Genomic DNA, 23,787 nt, shown 5'->3' with positions numbered 1-23,787 from the left:
GATAATGTTTCCCCATCATACATTTGTATGATAAAATGTCACTTATGTGAATAATATTTTGAGGTGGGAAAATGAAGAACAAAGCGCTACTTACGATGCTTGTCGGTGTCGTGCTCTTACTAGCCGGTTGTGATTATAGTAAATCCGAAAACAGAAATGGATTCTTTTATAATACATTTGTTCAACCAATGGACAATTTGATACACTGGTTAGGAAATCACTTAGATAATAACTATGGTTTAGCGATTATTATTATCGTTTTAGTAGTTCGTATTGTATTGTTACCATTTATGTTATCCAACTATAAAAACATGCATATGATGCGCGAAAAAATGAAAATTGCTAAACCTGAAATTACTGAAGCGCAAGAAAAAGTTAAACGTGCGCGTACTCCAGAAGATAAAATGGCTGCAAATCAAGAAATGATGAAAGTGTACAAAAAGTACAACTTAAATCCAGCAGCGACAATGCTTGGTTGTTTACCGCTCATATTACAAATGCCTATTATTATGGGGTTATATTTTGTATTGAAGTATCCATCAGGTGGCGGCATTACAAAGTACTCAGATTTCTTATGGTTTCAACTTGATAAACCTGATATATGGATTACAATTATTGCCGGTGTGCTATATTTCTTCCAAGCTTTTGTATCATTATCAAATATGCCTCAAGAACAGCGTCAAATGGGTTATATGATGATGATTATATCGCCAATTATGATTATTTGGATTTCTTATAGTTCTGCCGCAGCACTTGGTTTATATTGGTCAGTTTCTGCTGCTTTTCTTGTTATCCAAACTTATATTGCAAATAAAGTCTATAGCAAAAAAGCCCAAGAAGAAGTTGCACCATTGCTTGCTAAATTAGAAGCAGAGAAAAATCCTAAAACGGGTAAAAACACACAAGTCGTTTCAAAGAAAAAGAAAAAATAGTAAATTAAAAAGCATGGCTTTCATTGAGTTGAAAGCCATGCTTTATTTGTAGATATAAAATATATAATGCGTAAAAGGTATGCACGTAACATACAATGGACGTGATATCCACTCAAAGCCTGATGAGGTTGTAAGTGTAAAAGGAATTTGAAATATATTTTTTAGATTTATTGAGATTGCCATTCATTAAAGAATTGTTTTAAAAATGACTCCACGAATGTATGACGCTGTTGTGCTATTTCTTTTCCTTTTTCAGTATTCATCAAATCTTTGAGCTGAAGTAATTTTTCAAAGCAATGTTTTATAGCAGAGGCAGGTAAGGTTGAGAAATCGCTAAATGCCATCAGTTCTTCATAAGAATGGTGTCCTGTCCACATCGCTTCTTTAAAATAACCGCTAAATTGAAATGTGCGGGCTAGTCCGATTGCACCTAGTGCATCTAAACGATCCGCGTCTTGTACAATTTTGGATTCGATTGTTTTCAAAGCGTTTACATCTTTTCTTTTTCGAAAACTGATATGTGTAATGACATAAATAATCGCGTCTTGCTCATCGTCACTTACGGCAATTTCTTTTAAAAAAGATTGTAGTTGTTTAAGAGAAATTGCATATTCTTTTAATTTATCATCTACTGTATCATGCAATAAAGTTGCCATTTGAATGACAAAAAGATTAGCCTCTGGATAGTCCTCTGCAATGGTTAAGGCGAGTTGTAAGACACGATCAATGTGAGCACTATCATGACCTGTTTTATCATGTTGGTGAACATTTTGCATTAATTCTCGGGCGGCGCGGAGTTGATTTTTTTGAGACATATTGACGGTCCTTTCTTATAAAATAGGTGAGAGGAGTTGACTTATTGACTCCTTAAACTTGATCCATAAGCCTCTAGCTTGATATTTTTCAATCGTGAGTTCTGTACAAACTTTTAGGTCATTTTCAAAGCTTTGACGTACCTTTTTGGCTAAATGTTCATTATATACAAACGCATTTACTTCAAAATTAAGTGTAAAACTTCTATGATCCATATTGGTTGTTCCTACACTTGTGATTTCATCATCAATAGTTAATGTTTTAGCATGTAAAAAACCATTATCATAAAGGTATACTTTTGCGCCTGCTTCTAACAAGCTTGCAACGTTTTTATAAGTTGCCCAATAAACAAAAGGGTGATCTGGTTTGCATGGAATCATAATATTGACATTGATTCCGCCTAAAGCTGCAATTTTAAGGGCATCCATAAAAGCTTCATCAGGCACAAAGTATGGCGTTTGAATAAAAATATCTTTTTTGGCCATTGATATCATTTTTAAATAACCGTATTTAATTTGCTCCCAAGATTCATCAGGTCCACTCGATGCGATTTGAACACCTATATTTCCAGATTTACCAGAAGTGTTATCTGGAAAATACTTATCATGATATTCGATATTATCTCGATGTGCTTGAGAATTCCAATCCAAAATAAATCTTAACTGAAGTGCATTAACCGCTTCCCCTGTTATACGTAAGTGCGTATCTCTCCAATATCCGAACTTTTTTGATAGTCCTAAATATTCTTTACCGACATTGAAACCGCCTACATATCCGATCACACCATCAATGACAACGATTTTTCGATGATTGCGATTATTCATTCTTAGGTTGATTAATGGTAATTTTGAAGGGAAAAATGCTTCAACTTTACCGCCTTTTTCTTTAAATAGTTTAAAATCTCGTAAAGTCAATGAACGTGATCCCATGTCATCATACAGCATTTTAACTTCTAAACCTTCGTCAAGTTTTTGTTCTAGGAGCTCTAATATACTTTCGCCAAGTTGGTCATTTCTAAAAATATAATATTGAATATGTATGTAACTTTGAGCTTCTCTAATATCTTTCTTAAGTTGTTCGAATTTAGTGTGGCCGTCTGTTAAGAGATCGATATCATTGTTATTAGTATAGAAGGCCGCATTATTGTATAACAACATTTGAATAAGGTTACTATAGTTTTGAATATGTGGATTATCACGTCCGAATTCACCCTTTTTGAGTAAACTGAGCTGTTGATTAACGATACGTTCTAAGCCAATTCGATCTTTATCGTCTAGTTTGAATATGGATTTTCGCTGAATTTGACGTCCAAATAATAAATATACAATAAACCCTATAAGTGGCATCAGACCAAGGACTAAAATCCATGCCCAAATTGAACCAGCACTTCGTCGTTCCATAAAAATAATTGTAAAAACGAATACAAGGTTTAATAAGAATGCAGCGATAAAGATGTAATTCATAATAGTATTCGCATCAAGTTGATACGAAAGTAGCATATCTAACATGAATGAGCCTCCCTCAATATTTCTTTAGATATTGTATCATTTTTTCTATAGATAGGGGAGGCTTGCTTATTGACATATACCTATATAGGGTATATTATAAAAAATAACTAAATGAGTATTAAGGAGTTTTAATATGACTGAACAAGCACATCATTCTGATTCGATAAAGCGTAATTTAAAGTCGCGTTTGAATCGCATTGAAGGACAAGTACGTGCCATCAATCGTATGATAGATGAAGATGTCTATTGTGATGATGTTTTAACGCAAATTAGAGCAACACGATCTGCTTTAAATAGCGTAGCGACAAAATTATTAGATTATCACATGAAAGGTTGTATTATGCATAAAATTGAAAATGGTTCTGAACAAGAAGCTATGGAAGAATTACTTGTGACGTTCCAGAAATTAATGAAAGACTAAAGGAGTTTCACTATGTATCAAAGTTATGTGCAAGTCTCGAACATTCATACAGAAAATGATAAAGAAGCTTTAGAAAAACGTTTATCTTCTATGATTGGGGTATTGGATGTTCAAATTGATATCAATCAGCAATGTGTCAACCTAGAATATGAAACACCAGCAAATCTTAACACGTTAGAAAAAGAAATCTATGATGCAGGTTTTCCTGTTATCAATTCATTCAAAGGAGGATATTAATATGGAAAAACATACAATTTTAGTAGAAGGCATGAGTTGTAATCATTGTAAAGTTGCAGTTGAAGAAGCGGTGAGTGAAAATAAAGATGTGCTTTCAGTTGAAGCGTTCCCAAATGATGATAAAGTAAATGTTGAACTGCGTGATGATAGCGCGTTACAAGATGTTAAGCAACGTATTTATGATGCAGGTTATGACGTAAAATCTTAATAAACTCATTTTTAGCAATTGTATAGAACGCGGGAGTAAAGATTATCAATGAAAGGGTGCTATCATTTTTATCTGAATCCCGTTTTCTTTTTAAAACAAAATATACCCCTTATAGGTATAGGAGCGATAATCATGACAAAAGAAACATTTAAAATATCTGGTATGACTTGTGCTGCATGTTCTGCTCGTATTGAGCGTGTGTTAAATCGTGAATCTGGCATTGAAGAAGTCAGTGTCAATTTGGTAATGGAAAAAGGTACTGTTACTTATGATCCTGACCGCATTACAAGAGATGCTATCTTTGAACGAATTTCTAAAATAGGTTTTGAAGCGCATCCTTTAGAAAGCCAACAAGAAACTAGACAACGACAATCAAATGAATTAAAAAGACAAAAGTATAAATTTATAATTGCATTTGTTTTAGCGTTGCCATTGTTATATACAATGTTTGCACATTTTGACTTTCTAAGTTTTGTACCTGTTCCAAAATTGCTTATGAATCCCTGGTTTCAGTTACTATTAGCGACGCCAATTCAATTTGTTTTAGGAGCGCAATTTTATATCGGGGCATATAAGTCATTAATCCATAAAAGTGCCAATATGGATGTTTTAGTAGCTATGGGGACTTCGACAGCATATTTTTATAGTATTTATTTAATGATAATACATGGTCATATGTCACATCATTCAATTCCGTTATATTTCGAGACGAGTGCAGTACTTATTACGTTAATTTTATTAGGAAAATATTTTGAAAAACGTGCTAAAGGTCATGCGAGTGATGCGATAGAAAAACTAGCCGCATTACAAGTCAAAGATGCAGAAGTTGAACGCAATGGAAAAATTGAACAAATTGCAATTGATCAAGTCCGAGTAGGCGATACGGTCCTGATTCGAAGTGGGCAACACATTCCTTTAGATGGTGAAATTATTGAAGGGGATACGACAATTGATGAGTCACTTATCACAGGAGAAAGTATACCTGTAGAAAAAAGTGTAGGAGATCGAGTAATTGGTAGTACCTTGAATCAAACTAACTTTATCAAAATGCGTGTTACACATGTTGGAGAAGATTTGGTTTTAAATCAAATTATTAAAGTAGTTGAAGATGCCCAAAATGAAAAGCCTCACATTCAACGTTTGGCAGATCAAATATCTAATGTATTTGTCCCTGCAGTTGTTGGTATAGCTATTTTGGCATTTTTAATTTGGTATATGTTCATAACACCACAGCAACTTAGTCAATCTTTAGAAATCTTTATAGCTGTTATTGTTATAGCATGTCCATGTGCCTTAGGATTGGCGACCCCTACATCGATAATGGTTGGATCGGGACGTGCTGCTAAGACGGGGATACTATTCAAATCAGCAGAAGCTTTAGAACAAACGAAACAAACGGATACTATAGTATTTGATAAAACTGGAACTTTAACAAATGGACGACCTAAAGTCATGATTGAACACATTCTTAGTGATGATTCGAATGTACCGCGTTACGTAAAAAGCCTTGAACAGCAATCTGAGCATCCGTTGTCGCATGCATTAATCGATTACTATGAAGGCGTTAAAACACTGTCAATTGAACAGTATCAAACACATACTGGTAATGGTATTTCAGGTCGAATAGATGGAGCTCATATTCACATTGGTTCTATATCATTTTTAGAACCAATAGCCCAACTATCAGAAGATATTCACTCGATAGTTCAAAATATTGAAGAACAAGGTGCTACTGTCGTAGGTGTTGTAGTAGACGGTCAATTGATGACGATATTTGGCTTGCGAGATGAACCAAAAGAAGATGCAAAATCAACGGTTGAATCTTTAAAACAAAATTATGAATTAATTTTATTAAGTGGTGATAGCGAAAATACAGCTCAGGCTATAGCTAATCAATTAGGAATACAACGTGTGATAGCTGGTGTGAAACCAGAAGAGAAGGCACATACGATAAAAGCGTTACAATCACAGGGGAAAACAGTCATGATGATTGGTGATGGTGTAAATGATGCGCCAGCACTAATGCAAAGTAATATAGGTGTTGCAATGGGATCAGGTTCTGATATTGCATTAGAATCATCAGATATTGCTCTAGTAAAAAATCAATTAAAATATATACCAGAAGCATTAAAGTTAAGCAGGCTTACGATTCGTAATATCAAGCAAAACCTATTTTTTGCATTTATCTACAATTTAATTGGCATTCCTATTGCAGCCAGTGGCTTTTTAGCACCATGGCTTGCGGGGACTGCAATGGCATTTAGTTCGGTTTCAGTCGTATTAAATGCATTACGTTTGAATTCTATACAAAAATAAAATATTAAAAATTTACGATTTGGTATAGTAAAGTGTGAATAATTGGGGTAAGATAAAGGAAGTAGATTGACAAATACGAGGTGATCATATGGCAAAGCAAAATGATAAGCTCCAGAATGTGGTCCAAATGTTATCATCAATCGGTGTTAAAGTTAAAAAAACAAAATCTCGATTGGATATTATGCGGTCACTTCCTAATGCCAAACCCGCAACAGAAAAGTTAAAGTAGAGCCTACAAAGAATGATGAATGAAATGATTGAAAATAGCGATATAATATAAAAAGGTTAAGACAAGCCTTGCATTTAGAACATGTTTATATGTGTTTTTGATACAAGTGTGTAGTCTTAACCTTTTTTGATACTTATTTCAAGTGATCGGATGGGGTTTGATAACGTTGTGTTTTATGATAATAAATACTTAGGATAACACCTATTCCAGTCATTAAGCTCCAAATAGAGCTTCCACCATAACTAATAAATGGAAGAGGAATACCGGTGATTGGTAATAACTGAATAGTCATACCGATATTTTGAACGATATGAAAAAGTAATAAACTGATATAACCTACAATAAATGTCTTGTTAAATAAGTCTTCTTCTATTAATGCCAAACGCATTAAATGTAAGAGTAATAACAAAAATACAATCAATAAAACGACAGCCCCTAAAAATCCAAATTCTTCACCGACTACAGAAAAAATAAAGTCAGTGTGGTTTTCAGGTATGTAAACTTCACCATTATTAAATCCTTTTCCTACGAGTTGTCCAGATCCAATTGCTTTCAGTGATTCAGTCAAATGGAAACCATCTCCGGAACTGTATGTGTATGGGTCAAGCCAAGAATTGACACGACCTAATTGATAAGTCTTAATGCCAGCAATATTTTCTAAAATTTCTGGTTTGAAAAGAATTGATAGAATAATACTTGTTCCTACTACAATGGCACTGCCAAATAACGGAACCAAAATTTTCCAAGTGATGCCACTTACGATCAAAACGCCAGCAATAATCGCTAAAAAGACAAGCGTTGTTCCTAAATCATTTTGTAATAAGATAAAAGCCATTGGAAGTAAAGTAACAATAATCATTTTAAAAATAAGTTTTAAATCTGTCTCAAAAGATTTATTAAAAGTGAATCGATTGTGCCGTGCTACCACATTGGCTAATGCTAATATAATAATGATTTTCATAAATTCTGAAGGCTGAATACTAATAGGTCCTAATCGATACCAACTTTTAGCACCATTGATAATAGGTGTAATAGATGATTCGGGCAATACTAATAAACCTAAAAGTAATACATTGAAAATAATATATACAATATGTGTATATTTGCGGATTTTTTTAGGTGAAAAAACCATAATCATAAATGCGATTATAGCACCAAAAACATAGTATAACCCTTGTCTGATACTAAAGTCAGCGCTATATTGACCACCGCTCATCGCTGAATGAATGGTTAAAATACTCATTAAGCATAATGTAGCAATTAATGTTAGAAGTCGCCAATCTAAACGGCGAAAAAAGGACTTTTGAGTTTGTTGACGTGAAGAAGCCATGTCAATCTCCTTTATTATAAAAATTTTTTGCTCTGTTTCATTATATACTGATTTTACATAAGTTGTAACGAAATTGCTAACAACATCATAAAAATAAATGCATTATAAATGGCTAACATGGTAAAATGTAGTTTAGAAAAAAATTTGGAGGCGGACTTATGTCAAAAGAAGGATTATGTATCATTTATGGTGGTAAAAGCGCCGAACATGATGTTTCTATCTTAACTGCTCAGAATGTGTTAAATGCAATCGATAAAAATAAGTATTGTGTAGATATCATCTATATTACTAATGATGGTGCATGGAAGAAAAAAGAAAATATTAGCGAAATCATTACAGAAATTAGTGACTTAACATTGGCTGATGTAGACGAAGGGGAAATCTCATCAATGTTAACATCATCTAGTTTAGGCACGAAATATGATGCTGTTTTCCCATTGTTACATGGGCCTAATGGTGAAGATGGCACAATTCAAGGATTATTTGAAGTTCTTGATTTACCGTATGTCGGTAACGGTGTACTTGCTGCTTCAAGTTCTATGGATAAACTTGTTATGAAACAATTATTTGCACACCGTGGTTTACCACAATTGCCATATGTTAGTTTCTTAAGAAGTGAATATGAAAAGTATCAGCATAATATTTTAAAACTTGTAAATGACAAGTTGGAATTTCCTGTTTTTGTAAAACCAGCCAATCTTGGATCAAGTGTTGGAATTAGTAAATGTGAAGATGAAGCGTCATTGATTAAAGGGATAGAAGAAGCATTTCAATTTGACCGAAAACTTGTAATTGAACAAGGCGTTAATGCACGTGAAATCGAGGTTGCTGTGTTAGGTAATGACTATCCGGAAACAACATGGCCAGGTGAAGTCGTTAAAGATGTTGCATTTTATGATTACAAATCTAAATATAAAGATGGAAAAGTCAAGCTAGCAATCCCTGCTGATTTAGATCAAAATGTTCAAATGACTTTGAGAGATATGGCCATTGAGGCTTTCAAAGCGACGGATTGTTCAGGTTTATTACGTGCAGACTTCTTTGTGACAGAAGATCAACAAATTTATATTAACGAAACAAACGCGATGCCTGGATTTACAGAGTTTAGCATGTATCCAAAATTGTGGGAAAACATGGGTGTTTCATATGCTGAATTGATTACAAAGCTGATTGAACTTGCAAAAGAACGTCATGCCGACAAACAGAAAAACAAATATAAAATTGATTAAAACAAGAGGGTAGGATTATGATTCAGATCACACTAAAACAACTCTCACAATGGATTGAGGACTGCCGAATTGATCAAAAATTTTTAGATTATCATATTTCAGGCGCAACGATTGATTCAAGACATATCGAAAAAGGTCAATTATTCATTCCTTTTAAGGGTGAGCGTGTTGATGGTCATCGTTTTTGTGAGCAAGCGTTATCGGATGGAGCTGGTGCAGTGTTGTTTGAAGAAAAGAGTAACGTGCCACCTCCATCAAATGGACCAGTGATTTTTGTTAAAGATACACTGATTGCATTACAACAATTGGCCCAAAAATATTTACAATATGTTGCACCAACAGTTATTGCTGTCACAGGCTCGAATGGTAAAACAACAACAAAAGATATGATTGAAAATACATTATCGGCTCATTATAAGGTCAAAAAAACAAGAGGCAACTATAATAACGAAATAGGAATGCCTTTAACAATATTAGAGTTAGATAAAGATACAGAAATCGCTATACTTGAAATGGGAATGTCAGGTTTTCATGAGATTGAATTATTATCTAAAATTGCACAACCTGATTACGCTGTGATTACTAATATTGGTGAATCACATATGCAAGACTTAGGTTCTCGCGAAGGAATTGCTCAAGCCAAATTTGAAATTGTTAAAGGTTTAAAAGCACAGGGACGATTACTATATGATGGTGATGAACCATTACTGAAGCCACATATAGCAACAATGGATGCATCTCGTACAATAAGTATCGGATTAAGTAAAGGTAATGATGTGGCATGCCGCATTCTTGAACATAGTGAAGCAGGGATTACTTTTGAAATTAACCGAAAAGCGCGTTTTACAATACCTGTTTTAGGTGAACATAATATGCGTAATGCAGCCATCGCTATCACAATTGCGCAAATGTTAAATGTTCCAAATTCAGTCATTCACAATCAGCTCCAACAGTTACAACTTACAGGGATGCGAATGGAAAAGTTTGTGTCTAAAAGTGGTGCAACCGTTATTAACGATGCATATAATGCAAGTCCAACGAGTATGAAGGCAGCGATTGACACTTTATCAACAATGAATGGACGTAAGATTTTAATCTTAGGTGATGTGCTTGAGCTCGGCGAACAATCAAAAATGATGCATGCTTCTGTAGGTAAATATATCAATGATAAAGGGATAGATTTGCTATATACATTTGGTGAAGCCTCCATGGATATACATGAAAAAGGGAAAAAGTTTGTGGATGAAGCTATTCATTTTGACAGTAAAGATAAAATGATACGTTACATTTCATCAATACTACAACAGAGAGATATCGTATTAGTCAAAGGGTCAAGAGGTATGCGACTTGAAGAAGTTGTAGAAGCACTAATTCAATGCTAGCGTATATTTAAATTATAGAAAGGTAGGGGAGGGACTAAATAAAGTGCTTCCTCTATTTTTCTGTATTTTAGTGATAATGCATTCTTTCTTGAAAAACATATGAAGTCTAAGCGTTTTTGTAGTTAATCTTCTCTTAATAAAATCTAGCTGTATATATATGAAAAACATGAATATATACTTCGTTTATTGCGATATTATAGCTTAGGTGGTAATATGTAGAAGTTAGATTAAACTTATTTGACATAAACAAAATAGAATTACGTATAATAAAGGAGAATGACTTTGCAAAAATTTATTGATTTAGGAGTTTCTAAAAAAACAGCTGAAACTCTAGAAGCTATGGGATTTACTGAACCGACACCCATACAAAAGGACAGTATTCCATACGCACTCAACAATGTAGATATACTCGGCCAAGCGCAAACAGGAACGGGGAAAACAGGCGCATTTGGTATACCATTAGTTGAAAAGGTAAAAGACAAACAAGGTGTACGCGCACTTATTTTAGCTCCGACACGTGAACTTGCAATGCAAGTAGCAGAACAATTACGTGAATTTAGCCGAGGCCAAAAAGTTCAAATTGTTACTGTGTTTGGTGGAATGCCGATAGACCGCCAAATTAAATCACTTAAAAAAGGTCCTCAAATTGTTGTCGGTACGCCAGGACGTGTAATCGATCACATTAATCGTCGTACATTAAAAACTCAAGATATTGAGACTTTAATTCTTGATGAAGCTGATGAAATGATGAATATGGGCTTCATTGATGATATGAGATTTATCATGAGTAAGATACCTGCTGAAGGTCGTCATACGATGTTATTTTCTGCTACAATGCCAAAAGCAATTCAAGAGCTTGTTCAAAAATTCATGAAATCCCCTAAAATTATTAAAACAATGAATAATGAAATCTCTGATCCTCAAATTGATGAATTTTACACGATTGTTAAAGAATTAGAGAAATTTGAAACTTTTACTAACTTCTTAGATGTACATCAACCTGAACTTGCGATTGTATTTGGACGTACGAAACGACGCGTTGATGAGCTGACAAGTGCTTTATTGTCTAAAGGTTACAAAGCAGAAGGTTTACACGGTGATATTACTCAAGCTAAACGCTTAGAGGTACTTAAAAAGTTTAAAAATGATCAATTAGATATATTAGTTGCGACAGATGTTGCTGCTCGTGGTTTAGACATTTCGGGTGTTAGCCATGTTTATAACTTTGATATTCCACAAGATACGGAGAGTTATACACACCGTATCGGTCGTACAGGCCGTGCAGGAAAACATGGTATCGCTGTGACATTTGTGAATCCAATTGAAATGGATTATATTCGACAAATTGAAGAAACAAATCGCAGACAAATGCGCTCATTACGCCCTCCTTATCGTAAAGAGGTCCTTAAAGCGCGTGAAGAAGAAATTAAAAATAAAGTTGAAAACTGGATAGCAGTTGATAAAGAGCCGCGTATTGAAAATATCGCTAAACAACTTTTAGAACGATACAACCAAGAAGATCTTGTCACTGCATTACTACAAGAGCTTGTTGAGTCTAATGATGATGTAGAAGTACAATTAACTTTCGAAAAGCCTCTTGCACGTAAAACGCGTTCTCAAAAAGGTGCACGAAAAGGAAGTGGCAATAAGCGTCATTCGAAATCGTCAAGAAATCACAAGTCAGGTTTCAACAAAAAAGGAAATAATAAAGGTAAACGTGATGTTAAAGTCAAAAAAGGGCGTACGTTTGCTGACCACCAAAAATAATAATAATGATACGTAACAGAAATTTGAATGATTTTGAGATTTTCATTCAAATTGCTGCATCATAGTCAAAAGGTTAGGATAGTCCATTTAGGGATATATCTTAGCCTTTTTATATTGTTTTGGTTTTCGAAATGACTGTATTTAAGGATATCGAATACGAATAAACAGTAGCGATAGAAATAAGGCGATTCGACCTTAGAGGAGTGTTTGTATAGTGCTTATTTATGATATAATTAACCTTAACTTTATAAAGGAGTTCTGAAATTCAATGGCACATACGTTTCAAAAAAGTCCAAAATGTACACGTGGATATTTATTTCAATATCACTTAATCCATTTTTTAATCGATCTTTTTATTTTAGGAGGATTGACATTTTTATGGTATTACTTTAATTGGCGATTTGAATGGATTTACCTTATCACATTAATGACAGTAGTTAGCATTTTATATCATTTTATTTACCCACAAATATATTATGCATTTAATCAGTATCGTATAGTAAACAATCGAATCGAAATTAAGCGAAATATATGGTTTCGAAAGTTTGAAGTCATGAAATTTGAACGTATTCAATTTTTAACGCGATCAACAGGACCTTTGCTTCGTCGCCATAATCTATGTGTGGTGTCTTTGGTTACAGCTGGGCATTCAATTAAACTTCCACATATCTCTTTAACAGAAGCGCAACACATTGAAACACACTGTTTGAATTGTATTGAGGGTGGTGATGATGATGTATAGTCCTCAAAAATTACATCCTATTTCTTATATCACAGGCATTATTGATGTTATCAAGCAAAATATCTTTTTAGTCATTATATTTGTATTTTTCCAAATGAAAGACTTTGATTTCACAAAATTATCAAATTATATTGCCCCGGCTATTGTAACGTTTTTCTTTTTAATAGGTTTTGTTAAGAGAGTCATTGAAGTATTTAAAACAAGATATTGGATTGAAGACAATCACTTTATCGTTACAAGTGGATTATTTAATTATGAACGCAAGGAACTCAACATTCGACGTATTCAATCAATAGATACCACGCAAAATCTCGTTCATCAAATTGTGGGTGGTGTTAGATTGATCATCAAAACGCCGAGTGATGGTATTGATTTAGAGACTGTTACAAAAGAGCAAAGTGAGCGCATTCGCTTAGAGTTAGAACGTTTAAAAAGCGAATTACTTAACGCTAATGAGATCAATCAAAAAGAAGAATCTGAACAAACAGAAGAGCCTGGTAGCATGACATATAGTGAGCCTCAAAATGAAACTATTTATGAGCTTTCAACGCGAAATTTATTATTGATGGCTATGACAAGCGGGGCTATATTTGTAGCACTATTAACAATTGGGCCTTTGTTTGGTTCAATCAATGAAGTGATTCCATGGGATATTATTGGTCATCGATTAGGTAGCCTATTTCAAACTGCAATTAATACGACAATCTTTGTTGTAATAACTATTTTGATTATCAGTTATATCGTTGGTGTACTGATTAATTTTATACGTTATTTCGGATATACGCTAAGACGAAAAGGTGAGCTATTAAATATTCGATATGGATTATTAAGTGTACGACATGTGACAGTACCTATTTCAAAAATACAGGCAGTTGTTGAAGAGCAATCATTTATTCAACGATTATTTGGTTATACTTCTTTTAAGTTTATCATTACAAGCGATATGGAAACAGACGTTGAAGATGAGTCAGTTTCAGGTCATGTAATGGTTTTACCATTCATAAAAAGAAATGAAGCGATTACTATTTTAAGAGAGCTTGTACCAACAATGTTATTTACTGGTGTTGAAAAAGGATTACCATGGAGAGGTTTTCATCGCCGTTTTTGGATTCAAAGTATAGCACTGATAATAATAGGTGGAGTTGTGTATTATTATTTAGCCAAATGGGTCTGGATACCAATTACGTTTATCATTATTGTATTCATGATTCATAGCCTTTTAGCAGTCCTTAAAAGTGGCATGAACGTGTTAGAAGAGGAAGTGATAGTACGTAAAGTGAAGTTGTTTAGTTTTGAAACGAGCTATATCAATCGAGATAAAGTGCTTGGATTTAAACAAATGAGCCATCCATTGATGAAACGTGCAGCACTTGCTCATTTTGATTTTGTGATTGCGAGTGGTGCAACTCATGATAAAATAGGGCTTAAATTTGTCAATTTAAATAACGTAAAGCATTACCACGAATGGTACATTGGAGGTGACTATCAAGATGAAGAAAATGAGTCCTAACGGTCCAAAGGTTATTAGAATTGTCGCTATGATAGTTGCAAGTATTGTGGGATTAATGGTTGTAGGTCTTTTGATAGCAAGCATTTTCGTCACAGAAAATATACGTCAATGGTTGTGGTACATCGCTTTAGGATTAGCGATAGTATTAGTACTTTATATATTGATTGGCGTTTGGCTAAAGCCGAAGTACCAGTATCGTATATTTGGATATGAATATTCTCAGCAGAATGTCGTCATTCGAAAAGGTTTTTTATGGATCACGCAAACGAAAATTCCTGTTTTTCGTATTCAGAATATAGATTTAGAGGAAGGTTTTTTCATGCGAAAATATGATTTAGTGACAGTGACGTTATCAACTGCTGGGGGAAATCATCAATTGACGTTATTAAATAAAAATGATGCGAATCATATCATTAAATTGATCAAAAAACATGGTAATCTATCAGAGGAAAATGTGGATTTATTACATTCACAACAAAAATATGAATATGAAGATCAAGATGTTCAAAAAGAGGAGTTACAATGATTATTGGAATAGGTGTTGATTTAGTTGAAATCCCGCGTTTGGCTCAATCATTAGAACGTCAACCCCGTCTACCTAAACGTATTTTATCCCCGGCTGAGTACGCGCGATATATCAATTTTTCCAATCAGAGACGACGGCTTGAATTTTTAGCGGGTCGTTTTGCTGTTAAAGAAGCTTTGAGTAAAGCGTTAGGGACAGGAATAGGGAAAAGTATCGCTTTTCAAGATATACATTGTGATAATGATAGCCAAGGCAAGCCGTATATCGTATTTGATGGATATCGTGTACATGTATCTATTTCACATACTGATCATTATGCTGTCAGTCAAGTGATTTTAGAGCAAGACGATTAATTTACTGAAGTTAGGAGTCAATCTATCATTTTCATGACGTAAAAATCACGATGTCTCAGCTTGATAGATAAAAAGTGATAAAATAGTATTTTAAAGATAAAATGACCGATCAAGGAGAGTGGTAGAGATGGCAGATAAATATTTTCGGTCAACAGTACTGAATGTTGATTTAGAAGCAATCACAAACAATTACAAAGTATTAGAAGAAATGCATCCCAACAAGACGATGATGCCTGTAGTGAAAGCCAATTCATATGGATTGGGAAGTATTATGATTGCCAATCACCTGAAAACATTAGGAGCGTCGTTTTTTTGTGTAGCAACTTTAGATGAAGCGATTGAATTGAGAATGCATGGGATAAGAGAAAAAATCCTTATATTATCAAGCATTCCCCCTCATGCAATTAACAAAGCAATACAGCATCGTGTAGCAATCGCAGCACCTTCAAAAGAGTGGCTAGAGGAAACAATTCAACATATAGATGATAGTTCCGAAAAAACAGTTTGGCTACATATCAAATTAGACACAGGTATGAATAGATTAGGGATTAAGGATGAACAAACATATCAGGATATGATCAATATGATTCATGAACATCCTAATCTAGTCTTTGAAGGTGCATTTTCTCATTTTTCATCAGCGGACGAAGATAATGAAACCTCAAAAAAGCAGTATGCACGATTTGAATCATTAATCGAGAGTGCAGAACGTCCTGCTTATGTACATATTCAAAATTCAGCGGGCACGCTACGTTTTAAATCAGACTTATGTAATGCATTCAGACCTGGTATTGCTTTATATGGTTATTATCCATCCGCTTTTGTTGAAAACAATACTAAAGCCATCTTAAAGCCTTCTGCGCAATTAGTTAGTGAAGTGACACAAGTCAAGAAAGTAAACAAGGGTGAAGTCATTGGCTATAGTGAAACTTACGTTGCTGATGAGGAAATGTATGTTGCCTTAATTCCAATAGGTTATGCTGATGGTTATTTAAGAAATATGCAAGGCTCTAAAGTGAATGTTGCTGGTACACAATGTGAAGTTGTGGGGCGTGTAAGCATGGATCAAACTGCGATTCGAGTGCCTAAAGAAACGAAATTAGGAGACAAAGTGATTATTTTAGAATCCCAATCACATCATCCACAGTCTCTTGAAACCATTGCGTCGAAGCAGCAAACAATTAGTTATGAGGTGCTGTGCAATTTTGGGCGCCGTATCCCGAGGGTTTATCATTATAAGCAAAATATTGAAATATCTAATGAATTATTAAAATAGTATGGTTAAATGGTGGGAATTTTGTTATTATAATTGATAATTAGAGAAATATACTGTTGTATTGATTTGGAGGTCCTATTTATGTCAACATTCAATCAAACAAGATTTAAAAATAATCTAGAACAGTCTTTAAAAGAAGGTTACGTACAAATGGCTGACCTAAATCTCTCCCTAGCAACCGAAGCCTACTCAGTAGAATGTGAAGCTTGTGACTGTAACGAATCTCACTTAACGAATAGCAAGGATGACTAGATGAAGCGAGGAGACGTTTATTTAGCAGATCTCTCTCCAGTACAAGGGTCCGAACAAGGGGGAGTAAGACCCGTCGTTATTATTCAAAATGATACTGGAAACAAATACAGTCCAACAGTTATAGTTGCTGCTATAACAGGTAGGATTAATAAAGCTAAAATACCCACTCATGTTGAAATTGAAAAACAGAAATATAAGTTAGACAAAGATTCTGTTATCCTGTTAGAACAAATTAGAACAGTAGATAAAAAGAGGCTGAAGGAGAAATTGACATATTTATCAGATGAGAAGATGAAGGAAGTCAATAATGCTCTTGGTATCAGCTTAGGATTGCATATGAATCAGTCTAAAAAAGACTAAGGCACAAAAAGCCTAAAGAATGGTTAATAGTTTTGCTAGATTTGTGATAATAGTGGCTAGTTTCTAAAAGTACTTGTCACATGCTCTTTAGAAACTTAGCCATTCTTTTTTTGGTGGAATTAAAAAGAAATTGGACAAAACCTACATTTTGAAAGTAAAGTGAATGGTTTCAAAATAGTGGTAGCATGTTTTAATTTTTTGAAGTTCTACTCTTTTCCTTGTAATCAAAAAAAGGAGGTTCACTAAATGTCTAAAGAAATAGAACCATTGTATTTTAAAAATTTGAATCAGCTATTAGACAGTCAAAATACAAACAGTATCTCTCAACTTATAGATACCTTTCCCAAAATAGATAGTTCTGAAACATTACCACCTGAAACAATCGTACGTATACATAAAAAGTATTTACAACAGTATCCTTTAACTTCAGAACAAATACAGCTTAGTATGGAATGGCTTGAAGCAGTCATTAAGCAATTTGGTTATAAATATGCAGATTATCAAAAGCTTGTTGATCGTATGGAAGTGCACGAAAAGGAAATGGATGTTGCATCTCAGTTGCAACAGACGATGTTAAAAGCAGATATTCCTCAATTTGATAGTATTCAAATTGGCGTTATTTCAGTTGCAGCTCATCAAGTAAGTGGTGACTATTTTAACTTAATCGATCATAAAGACGGAACCATGAGTTTTGCAGTTGCGGATGTTATCGGAAAAGGGATACCTGCTGCATTAGCAATGAGTATGATTAAGTTTGGAATGGATTCTTATGGTCATTCTCAACTCCCAAATGACGGACTCAAGCGGTTAAATCGAGTTGTAGAAAAAAACGTTAATCAAAACATGTTTGTGACAATGTTTTATGGACTATATGAAGAACTCAATCATATTTTGTACTGTAGTTCAGCGGGACATGAACCAGGTTACATATTTAGAGCTGAAACAAATGAATTTGAAGAAATCAAAGTAAGAGGGCGTGTACTCGGTGTAAGTCCGCATATGCGTTATCAACAGCAAGAGTTTCAAATTCATATTAATGACATGATTATCATTTTCACAGATGGCGTTACAGAGATACGAGATCAAAATGGGGAATTTATTAATAAAGAGTACTTATTTAATTTTATTACAGCATACAAACATCTGCATCCACAAGATATTGTTCAATTATTATACGAAGAGCTTTTGAGACTTCAAAAAAAATGTAAGCGTGATGATTTAACAATTTTAGTCATAAAAAGAGTACATTAATTTATAAAATCAGATTAACTATGCGTAAAAAGGGTAAATGTTTGCAGTAGAGAATAAATGTAGGAGTGGAACTAATCATGAACCTTAATATAGATACTAAAGAATTAGAGTCGCGCTATGAAGTCAAGGTTGAAGGAGAGTTAGACGTTGCAACTGTTCCTGAACTTGAAAGCGTACTCGTTCCAATGAGACAAGATGGTCAACGCGATATATATGTTGACTTAAAGAACTTAAAATATATGGATTCAACTGGATTAGGGTTATTTGTAGGAACATTAAAAGCGCTGAACCAACATCAAAAAGAGCTTTACATCCTTGGTGCTAATGATCGTATTAAACGTTTGTTTGAAATTACGGGATTAAGTGATTTGATGCATGTTAATGAAGGAACGGAGGTTGAGTAATGATGGCACAACCAAACGATTTTATTGAAATGCGAGTTCCTGCATCGGCTGAATACGTTAGCTTAATCCGATTGACGCTGTCGGGTGTATTCACACAATCAAATGCAACATATGATGATATAGAAGATGCTAAAATTGCAGTTAGCGAAGCAGTAACAAACGCAGTGAAACATGCATATAAGAATAAAGAAATAAAAGGTTTCATTAATATTGTATTTGAAATATTTGCAGATTATATTAAAATCACTGTATCTGATCAGGGTGAAAGTTTTGATTACCAAGAAACAAAAGCACAATTAGGTCCTTATCAAGATGATGAAAATGTTGATTTTCTAAGAGAAGGCGGATTAGGATTATTCCTAATTGAATCACTTATGGATGAAGTCACTGTGGATAAGGATACTGGCGTTACGATTAGTATGATTAAGTATATCAGAAAAGAGCAGGTGCGAAACAATGACGAAAGAGCAGAAATCAGTTAAAACCGTTTCACCTGAACAAATTAATGAATGGATTCAACAACATCAAAACCATCAAGATGAACATGCTCAAGAACAATTAGTTAAGCATTATGAGAAGCTAATCGAATCACTAGCCTATAAGTATTCAAAAGGACAATCACACCACGAAGATTTGGTGCAAGTTGGTATGGTAGGGTTAATAGGTGCAATTAATCGCTTTGATTTATCATTTGATCGAAAATTTGAAGCTTTTTTAGTACCTACAGTAATTGGTGAAATAAAACGGTATTTACGAGATAAAACATGGAGTGTTCATGTTCCAAGACGTATCAAAGAAATTGGACCACGAATCAAAAAAGTAAGTGACGAATTAACAAATGAACTTGAAAGATCGCCTTCTATTCGAGAAATTGCTGACAGATTAGAAGTTTCTGATGAAGATGTATTAGAAGCGATGGAGATGGGGCAAAGTTATAATGCATTAAGTGTAGATCATTCGATTGAAGCTGACAAAGACGGTTCGACTGTTACGTTACTCGATATTATGGGGACCCAAGATGACAATTATGATTTGACAGAAAAGCGTATGATTTTAGAGCGTATTTTACCGATTCTATCTGATAGGGAACGTGAAATTATTCAATGTACGTTTATTGAAGGTTTGAGTCAAAAAGAAACTGGAGAACGAATTGGTTTAAGCCAAATGCATGTGTCTCGATTACAACGAACAGCCATTCAGAAATTACAAGATGCTGCTCGACAATAATAAATGATGCTCTTTTCAAAGTGAACTTTTGAAAGGGGCATCTTTTTTGAATGCATAGATTAGCAAGGTGATATAGACTTCAATAGGCGAAAAAAATAAACAGTGTTAAAATAAATAAGGATTACAATTAGAAAGCGGTGACGACTGTGGAATTATCACTTGTTCAAGCGATACAACAAAAATATAGTTATAGTCAAAAACAAATAGAAGTAGTGTTAAAACTATTAGAAGAAAAAAATACAGTACCATTTATTGCGAGATATCGTAAAGAAATGACAGGTGGGCTTGATGAAGTCGAGATAAAAACAATTTATGATGAATATCACTATATGGAAAACCTCCAAAAAAGAAAAGATGAAGTCATTCAAAATATAGCACAACAAGGATTGCTCACAGAAGACTTAAAAAAAGATATCCTTAAACAAACTAAGTTGCAACGTGTAGAAGATTTATATCGACCATTTAAACAAAAGAAAAAAACACGCGCGACAGAAGCAAAGAGAAAGGGGCTTGAACCATTAGCAACGTGGATATATCACCAAGAACCTTCAGAACCTTTACAGCAAAAAGCTGAACAATACATAAATGATGAAATTTCAACAGTTGAAGAGGCTATTCAAGGGGCGCAAGATATTATTGCTGAAATTATTGCAGATAACCCAAATTATAGAAAAAAAGTCTTAATCGATACAGCTAAAAGTGGTTTGATAATAACACAAAAAAGAAAAAAAGCAGAAGATGAAAAGCAAGTATATCAGATGTACTATGACTATCAAGAACCGATAAAAAGAATTGCGAATCATCGCATATTAGCTATGAATCGCGGTGAAAAAGAAAAGGTGATTTCAGTCAAGCTAGATGCAGATAGAGATTATTTAATAGCCCCAATGATTAAAAAAGAACTGAAAGGTACTCATGAATTATCACAAATTGTGAAAAGTGCGATTGAAGACGCTATGAAACGATTAATTTTCCCATCTATTGAACGAGAAATACGCAATGACTTAACAGACAAAGCAGAAACACAAGCCATCGCAATTTTTAGCGAAAATTTAAAGAGTTTACTCTTGCAATCTCCTTTGAAAGATAAGAAAGTTTTAGGAGTGGATCCAGCTTATCGTACAGGATGTAAATTAGCAGTAATGAATGAAATGGGATCATTTATCACTAAATCAGTGATTTACCCGCATCCGCCACAATCGAAAAAAGCAGATGCCGAACGAATATTTGTGGAAATCGTTAAACGTTATGATATTCAATTAATAGCTATTGGAAATGGAACAGCGAGTAGAGAAACAGAACAGTTTGTAGCAAATATGATTAAAAAACATCAGTTAGAAGCACAATATATCATTGTAAATGAAGCGGGAGCATCGGTTTATTCTGCTTCTGAAATCGCGCGCGACGAATTCCCTGACTTTCAAGTTGAAGAGAGAAGCGCTGTTTCGATTGGGAGACGAGTACAAGATCCATTGAGCGAATTAGTGAAAATTGACCCTAAATCGATAGGGGTTGGTCAGTATCAACATGATGTTAACCAAAAATCATTAAGTCATGCTTTAGATTTTGTAGTTGAAACCGCTGTTAACCAAGTAGGGGTAAATGTGAATACAGCTTCAAGCACACTCTTACAACATGTATCAGGTTTGACTAAACAAATTGCAGATAACATTGTCAAACATAGGGAAGAATTAGGTATGTTTAAACATCATTCGGAAATCAAAAAAGTGAAAAGACTTGGTGCGAAGACCTTTGAACAAAGTATAGGCTTTATGCGTATTATAGATGGAGTTGAGCCATTAGATAACACTGCAATACACCCAGAAAGTTACGAAGCAGCGTACAAGTTACTGCAAATGCTTGAAATTCAAATCGACACACTTGGCACACAAGCATCTAATGATAAACTTGGCGCCGTGACAAAAGAAAAATATGCAACACTTCTAGAAATAGGGGTACCTACATTAGAAGATATCATCAAAGCACTCATGTCCCCCAATCGAGATCCGAGAGACGAATATCAAACACCAGAATTAAAATCAGATGTATTGTCGATTGAAGATTTAACAAAAGGAATGAAACTAAATGGCACAGTTCGTAATGTAGTTGATTTTGGAGCATTTGTAGACATTGGTGTCAAACAAGATGGGCTTGTACATATTTCAAAGTTATCCAAACAATTTGTGAAGCATCCTTTAGACATTGTCAGTGTAGGAGATATTGTTGAAGTGTGGATTTATGATATCGATGAACAAAAAGAGAAAGTCGCTTTAACAATGATTCCGCCAAATGAATAATCAAAAGTTACAAGCATTGGCTGAGCAAATCGCTATAACGGACTTCAATGACGTATTTAAACATAAGATATATTTTAACCATCGATTGCGTTCAACAGGTGGGAGATATCTTCTTCAAACACATCATATTGAAATAAATCCGAAGCAATATGAATATTTCGGGTTTGATGCAGTAGTGGATATCATTAAACATGAGTTATGTCATTATTTTTTACACTTAAATGGGAAAGGCTATCAACATCGAGACCAAGATTTTAAAAGATTGAGTCAAAAAGTAGGTGCGCCCAGATTTTGTAAACCCATCCAGCCATATGAAGAGCGTGTACAATATCATTACAAATGTCAAAACTGTAAACAAGATTATTTTCGAATTCGCAAAGTTAATCTAAATACAATGAGATGTGGTAAATGTAAAGGGCAATTAAAACAAATTTAAAATCACTTTAATTGAATTAGACAATAGAATTTAAGCACAATAATGTTTTGATATGACTAGAGTTTAATCGTCAAGAAGCAACTGAAAGGTGTGTTTACATTTAGATTTTCTTCTAAATAAAAGTGATTTGAGCTTGATGTGAAAATGATATTTCATAGGGACGGCTTTTCTGAGTCAATAAGTGTTCTCAGGAGAGCCGTTGTTTTAGTATGGCAGTCTTTGGGAATATTGATTATCGTGTTTAAGAACACTACTTAGTAATATCATTTATAGTAATAACTATTGACATTTTAATAGACACATTTTAAAATGATAAAAGTCAGCTCAAAGCAATTAATAACATATATAAAAGTGTTGACATATTTAGATGATTATAGTAATCTTAAATACGTCGCAAAAATAATAGATTAATGATTGATTACAAACATTAAAAAAAGATTAATTTTATGTTGACAAGGCTTAATACACAGTATATAATAAATAACGTTGTAAAACATCCGAGCGGTCGTGGCGGAATGGCAGACGCGCTAGGTTGAGGGCCTAGTGGGAGAAATCCCGTGGAGGTTCAAGTCCTCTCGGCCGCATCAACACAATCTTAATATATCATATTAATGATACATCTACGCGGGTGTAGTTTAATGGCAAAACCTCAGCCTTCCAAGCTGATGTTGTGGGTTCGATTCCCATCACCCGCTCCATTTTAATTTATGAACATTGAAAACTGAATGACAATATGTCAACGTTAATTCCGATAAAACACAGTACTAACGTACTGATAGAG

At 34.1% G+C, this 23,787-nt stretch carries 24 protein-coding genes, 2 tRNA genes and 1 pseudogene; 24 read left to right on the top strand and 3 right to left on the bottom strand.

The window, feature by feature from the left end; translation table 11 throughout:
* Positions 1-71: 71 nt before the first annotated feature.
* A complete protein-coding gene (gene yidC / locus C7J90_RS00130; RefSeq protein WP_103207289.1) occupies positions 72-932 on the top strand; it encodes a membrane protein insertase YidC in 861 nt (286 codons plus the stop codon).
* A gap of 167 nt (positions 933-1,099) precedes the next feature.
* Here yidC and C7J90_RS00125 read toward each other — a convergent pair whose 3' ends face one another.
* Together C7J90_RS00125 and cls are read right to left on the bottom strand one after the other, a co-directional pair.
* The gene (locus C7J90_RS00125; RefSeq protein WP_103207287.1) at positions 1,100-1,747 is read right to left on the bottom strand and encodes an HD domain-containing protein; all 648 of its coding nucleotides are present in this window, start codon (positions 1,745-1,747) and stop codon (positions 1,100-1,102) included.
* 15 nt (positions 1,748-1,762) lie between these two features.
* A complete protein-coding gene (gene cls, locus C7J90_RS00120; RefSeq protein ID WP_103207286.1) occupies positions 1,763-3,253 on the bottom strand; it encodes a cardiolipin synthase in 1,491 nt (496 codons plus the stop codon).
* Between the two features lie 133 nt (positions 3,254-3,386).
* Between cls and csoR the strand changes: the two genes are divergently transcribed.
* From csoR to C7J90_RS11955, 5 genes are all read left to right on the top strand, one after another.
* Complete coding sequence (csoR, locus tag C7J90_RS00115; protein ID WP_103207284.1) at positions 3,387-3,674, top strand: copper-sensing transcriptional repressor CsoR; 288 nt, start codon at positions 3,387-3,389, stop codon at positions 3,672-3,674.
* A gap of 12 nt (positions 3,675-3,686) precedes the next feature.
* Positions 3,687-3,911 carry a putative copper chaperone CsoZ gene (csoZ, locus tag C7J90_RS00110; protein ID WP_103207283.1) on the top strand — a complete coding sequence of 75 codons (225 nt, stop codon included), beginning with the start codon at positions 3,687-3,689 and terminating at the stop codon, positions 3,909-3,911.
* Between the two features lies 1 nt (position 3,912).
* Positions 3,913-4,119, top strand: coding sequence for a heavy-metal-associated domain-containing protein (locus C7J90_RS00105; RefSeq protein ID WP_103207281.1), 207 nt, complete (start codon positions 3,913-3,915; stop codon positions 4,117-4,119).
* A gap of 132 nt (positions 4,120-4,251) precedes the next feature.
* Positions 4,252-6,435 carry a heavy metal translocating P-type ATPase gene (locus tag C7J90_RS00100; protein ID WP_232618814.1) on the top strand — a complete coding sequence of 728 codons (2,184 nt, stop codon included), beginning with the start codon at positions 4,252-4,254 and terminating at the stop codon, positions 6,433-6,435.
* An 88-nt stretch (positions 6,436-6,523) separates the two neighbouring features.
* Positions 6,524-6,664 (top strand): Lmo0850 family protein, encoded by a 141-nt coding sequence (locus C7J90_RS11955; RefSeq protein WP_167388982.1) that lies wholly within the window; start codon positions 6,524-6,526, stop codon positions 6,662-6,664.
* A gap of 133 nt (positions 6,665-6,797) precedes the next feature.
* Here C7J90_RS11955 and C7J90_RS00095 read toward each other — a convergent pair whose 3' ends face one another.
* On the bottom strand, positions 6,798-7,994 hold the full coding sequence (locus C7J90_RS00095; protein ID WP_103207280.1) for an FtsW/RodA/SpoVE family cell cycle protein: 1,197 nt from the start codon (positions 7,992-7,994) through the stop codon (positions 6,798-6,800).
* Between the two features lie 158 nt (positions 7,995-8,152).
* Between C7J90_RS00095 and C7J90_RS00090 the strand changes: the two genes are divergently transcribed.
* The 18 genes and pseudogenes from C7J90_RS00090 (at position 8,153) to C7J90_RS00005 (ending at position 23,704) form a co-directional block, all read left to right on the top strand.
* Positions 8,153-9,223 carry a D-alanine--D-alanine ligase gene (locus C7J90_RS00090; protein WP_103207278.1) on the top strand — a complete coding sequence of 357 codons (1,071 nt, stop codon included), beginning with the start codon at positions 8,153-8,155 and terminating at the stop codon, positions 9,221-9,223.
* Between the two features lie 17 nt (positions 9,224-9,240).
* On the top strand, positions 9,241-10,605 hold the full coding sequence (locus tag C7J90_RS00085; RefSeq protein WP_103207277.1) for a UDP-N-acetylmuramoyl-tripeptide--D-alanyl-D-alanine ligase: 1,365 nt from the start codon (positions 9,241-9,243) through the stop codon (positions 10,603-10,605).
* Between the two features lie 282 nt (positions 10,606-10,887).
* The gene (gene cshA / locus C7J90_RS00080) at positions 10,888-12,372 is read left to right on the top strand and encodes a degradosome RNA helicase CshA (protein ID WP_103207275.1); all 1,485 of its coding nucleotides are present in this window, start codon (positions 10,888-10,890) and stop codon (positions 12,370-12,372) included.
* A gap of 268 nt (positions 12,373-12,640) precedes the next feature.
* On the top strand, positions 12,641-13,114 hold the full coding sequence (locus C7J90_RS00075) for a PH domain-containing protein (RefSeq protein ID WP_103207274.1): 474 nt from the start codon (positions 12,641-12,643) through the stop codon (positions 13,112-13,114).
* Positions 13,107-14,624, top strand: a complete 1,518-nt coding sequence (locus tag C7J90_RS00070) for a PH domain-containing protein (protein ID WP_103207272.1) — start codon at positions 13,107-13,109, stop codon at positions 14,622-14,624. The genes C7J90_RS00075 and C7J90_RS00070 overlap by 8 nt, the downstream gene beginning before the upstream one ends.
* Positions 14,605-15,150 carry a PH domain-containing protein gene (locus tag C7J90_RS00065; protein ID WP_103207271.1) on the top strand — a complete coding sequence of 182 codons (546 nt, stop codon included), beginning with the start codon at positions 14,605-14,607 and terminating at the stop codon, positions 15,148-15,150. The genes C7J90_RS00070 and C7J90_RS00065 overlap by 20 nt, the downstream gene beginning before the upstream one ends.
* Positions 15,147-15,503 carry a holo-ACP synthase gene (acpS, locus tag C7J90_RS00060; RefSeq protein ID WP_103207269.1) on the top strand — a complete coding sequence of 119 codons (357 nt, stop codon included), beginning with the start codon at positions 15,147-15,149 and terminating at the stop codon, positions 15,501-15,503. Before C7J90_RS00065 ends, acpS begins: the two co-directional genes overlap by 4 nt.
* Before the next feature lie 127 nt (positions 15,504-15,630).
* Positions 15,631-16,779 (top strand): alanine racemase, encoded by a 1,149-nt coding sequence (alr, locus tag C7J90_RS00055; RefSeq protein WP_103207268.1) that lies wholly within the window; start codon positions 15,631-15,633, stop codon positions 16,777-16,779.
* 81 nt (positions 16,780-16,860) lie between these two features.
* Positions 16,861-17,031 carry a type II toxin-antitoxin system antitoxin MazE gene (mazE, locus tag C7J90_RS00050; protein ID WP_103207266.1) on the top strand — a complete coding sequence of 57 codons (171 nt, stop codon included), beginning with the start codon at positions 16,861-16,863 and terminating at the stop codon, positions 17,029-17,031.
* A complete protein-coding gene (locus C7J90_RS00045) occupies positions 17,032-17,391 on the top strand; it encodes a type II toxin-antitoxin system PemK/MazF family toxin (protein WP_103207265.1) in 360 nt (119 codons plus the stop codon).
* 471 nt (positions 17,392-17,862) lie between these two features.
* Positions 17,863-18,642 (top strand): annotated as a pseudogene (locus tag C7J90_RS00040) (PP2C family protein-serine/threonine phosphatase); the annotation flags it as partial.
* Between the two features lie 77 nt (positions 18,643-18,719).
* Positions 18,720-19,046: an anti-sigma factor antagonist gene (locus tag C7J90_RS00035; RefSeq protein ID WP_103207262.1), complete on the top strand. Its 327-nt coding sequence runs from the start codon at positions 18,720-18,722 to the stop codon at positions 19,044-19,046.
* A gap of 2 nt (positions 19,047-19,048) precedes the next feature.
* A complete protein-coding gene (gene rsbW / locus C7J90_RS00030) occupies positions 19,049-19,528 on the top strand; it encodes an anti-sigma B factor RsbW (RefSeq protein ID WP_103207378.1) in 480 nt (159 codons plus the stop codon).
* Complete coding sequence (gene sigB / locus C7J90_RS00025; RefSeq protein WP_103207260.1) at positions 19,503-20,273, top strand: RNA polymerase sigma factor SigB; 771 nt, start codon at positions 19,503-19,505, stop codon at positions 20,271-20,273. The genes rsbW and sigB overlap by 26 nt, the downstream gene beginning before the upstream one ends.
* Positions 20,274-20,419: 146 nt before the next feature.
* Entirely contained in the window at positions 20,420-22,570 is a 2,151-nt protein-coding gene (locus C7J90_RS00020; protein ID WP_103207259.1) for a Tex family protein, read from the top strand.
* Entirely contained in the window at positions 22,563-23,006 is a 444-nt protein-coding gene (locus tag C7J90_RS00015) for a SprT family protein (RefSeq protein ID WP_103207257.1), read from the top strand. Before C7J90_RS00020 ends, C7J90_RS00015 begins: the two co-directional genes overlap by 8 nt.
* Before the next feature lie 501 nt (positions 23,007-23,507).
* Positions 23,508-23,590: transfer RNA gene (locus C7J90_RS00010), tRNA-Leu, on the top strand.
* Between the two features lie 40 nt (positions 23,591-23,630).
* Positions 23,631-23,704: transfer RNA gene (locus C7J90_RS00005), tRNA-Gly, on the top strand.
* Positions 23,705-23,787 lie beyond the last annotated feature (83 nt).

The sequence above is a fragment of the Staphylococcus felis genome, from assembly GCF_003012915.1.
Taxonomy (GTDB): domain Bacteria; phylum Bacillota; class Bacilli; order Staphylococcales; family Staphylococcaceae; genus Staphylococcus; species Staphylococcus felis.
The sequence above is the reverse complement of the archived record's forward strand: the minus strand, read 5'-3'. Positions and strand labels throughout refer to the sequence as shown.

Bases quoted from the DNA above. Each gene is read 5' to 3' on its own strand.
- yidC (WP_103207289.1), top strand. From the start codon at position 72: ATGAAGAACAAAGCGCTACTTACGATGCTTGTCGGTGTCGTGCTCTTA.
- C7J90_RS00125 (WP_103207287.1), bottom strand. From the start codon at position 1,747: ATGTCTCAAAAAAATCAACTCCGCGCCGCCCGAGAATTAATGCAAAAT.
- cls (WP_103207286.1), bottom strand. From the start codon at position 3,253: ATGTTAGATATGCTACTTTCGTATCAACTTGATGCGAATACTATTATG.
- csoR (WP_103207284.1), top strand. From the start codon at position 3,387: ATGACTGAACAAGCACATCATTCTGATTCGATAAAGCGTAATTTAAAG.
- csoZ (WP_103207283.1), top strand. From the start codon at position 3,687: ATGTATCAAAGTTATGTGCAAGTCTCGAACATTCATACAGAAAATGAT.
- C7J90_RS00105 (WP_103207281.1), top strand. From the start codon at position 3,913: ATGGAAAAACATACAATTTTAGTAGAAGGCATGAGTTGTAATCATTGT.
- C7J90_RS00100 (WP_232618814.1), top strand. From the start codon at position 4,252: ATGACAAAAGAAACATTTAAAATATCTGGTATGACTTGTGCTGCATGT.
- C7J90_RS11955 (WP_167388982.1), top strand. From the start codon at position 6,524: ATGGCAAAGCAAAATGATAAGCTCCAGAATGTGGTCCAAATGTTATCA.
- C7J90_RS00095 (WP_103207280.1), bottom strand. From the start codon at position 7,994: ATGGCTTCTTCACGTCAACAAACTCAAAAGTCCTTTTTTCGCCGTTTA.
- C7J90_RS00090 (WP_103207278.1), top strand. From the start codon at position 8,153: ATGTCAAAAGAAGGATTATGTATCATTTATGGTGGTAAAAGCGCCGAA.
- C7J90_RS00085 (WP_103207277.1), top strand. From the start codon at position 9,241: ATGATTCAGATCACACTAAAACAACTCTCACAATGGATTGAGGACTGC.
- C7J90_RS00075 (WP_103207274.1), top strand. From the start codon at position 12,641: ATGGCACATACGTTTCAAAAAAGTCCAAAATGTACACGTGGATATTTA.
- C7J90_RS00070 (WP_103207272.1), top strand. From the start codon at position 13,107: ATGTATAGTCCTCAAAAATTACATCCTATTTCTTATATCACAGGCATT.
- C7J90_RS00065 (WP_103207271.1), top strand. From the start codon at position 14,605: ATGAAGAAAATGAGTCCTAACGGTCCAAAGGTTATTAGAATTGTCGCT.
- acpS (WP_103207269.1), top strand. From the start codon at position 15,147: ATGATTATTGGAATAGGTGTTGATTTAGTTGAAATCCCGCGTTTGGCT.
- alr (WP_103207268.1), top strand. From the start codon at position 15,631: ATGGCAGATAAATATTTTCGGTCAACAGTACTGAATGTTGATTTAGAA.
- mazE (WP_103207266.1), top strand. From the start codon at position 16,861: ATGTCAACATTCAATCAAACAAGATTTAAAAATAATCTAGAACAGTCT.
- C7J90_RS00045 (WP_103207265.1), top strand. From the start codon at position 17,032: ATGAAGCGAGGAGACGTTTATTTAGCAGATCTCTCTCCAGTACAAGGG.
- C7J90_RS00035 (WP_103207262.1), top strand. From the start codon at position 18,720: ATGAACCTTAATATAGATACTAAAGAATTAGAGTCGCGCTATGAAGTC.
- rsbW (WP_103207378.1), top strand. From the start codon at position 19,049: ATGGCACAACCAAACGATTTTATTGAAATGCGAGTTCCTGCATCGGCT.
- sigB (WP_103207260.1), top strand. From the start codon at position 19,503: ATGACGAAAGAGCAGAAATCAGTTAAAACCGTTTCACCTGAACAAATT.
- C7J90_RS00015 (WP_103207257.1), top strand. From the start codon at position 22,563: ATGAATAATCAAAAGTTACAAGCATTGGCTGAGCAAATCGCTATAACG.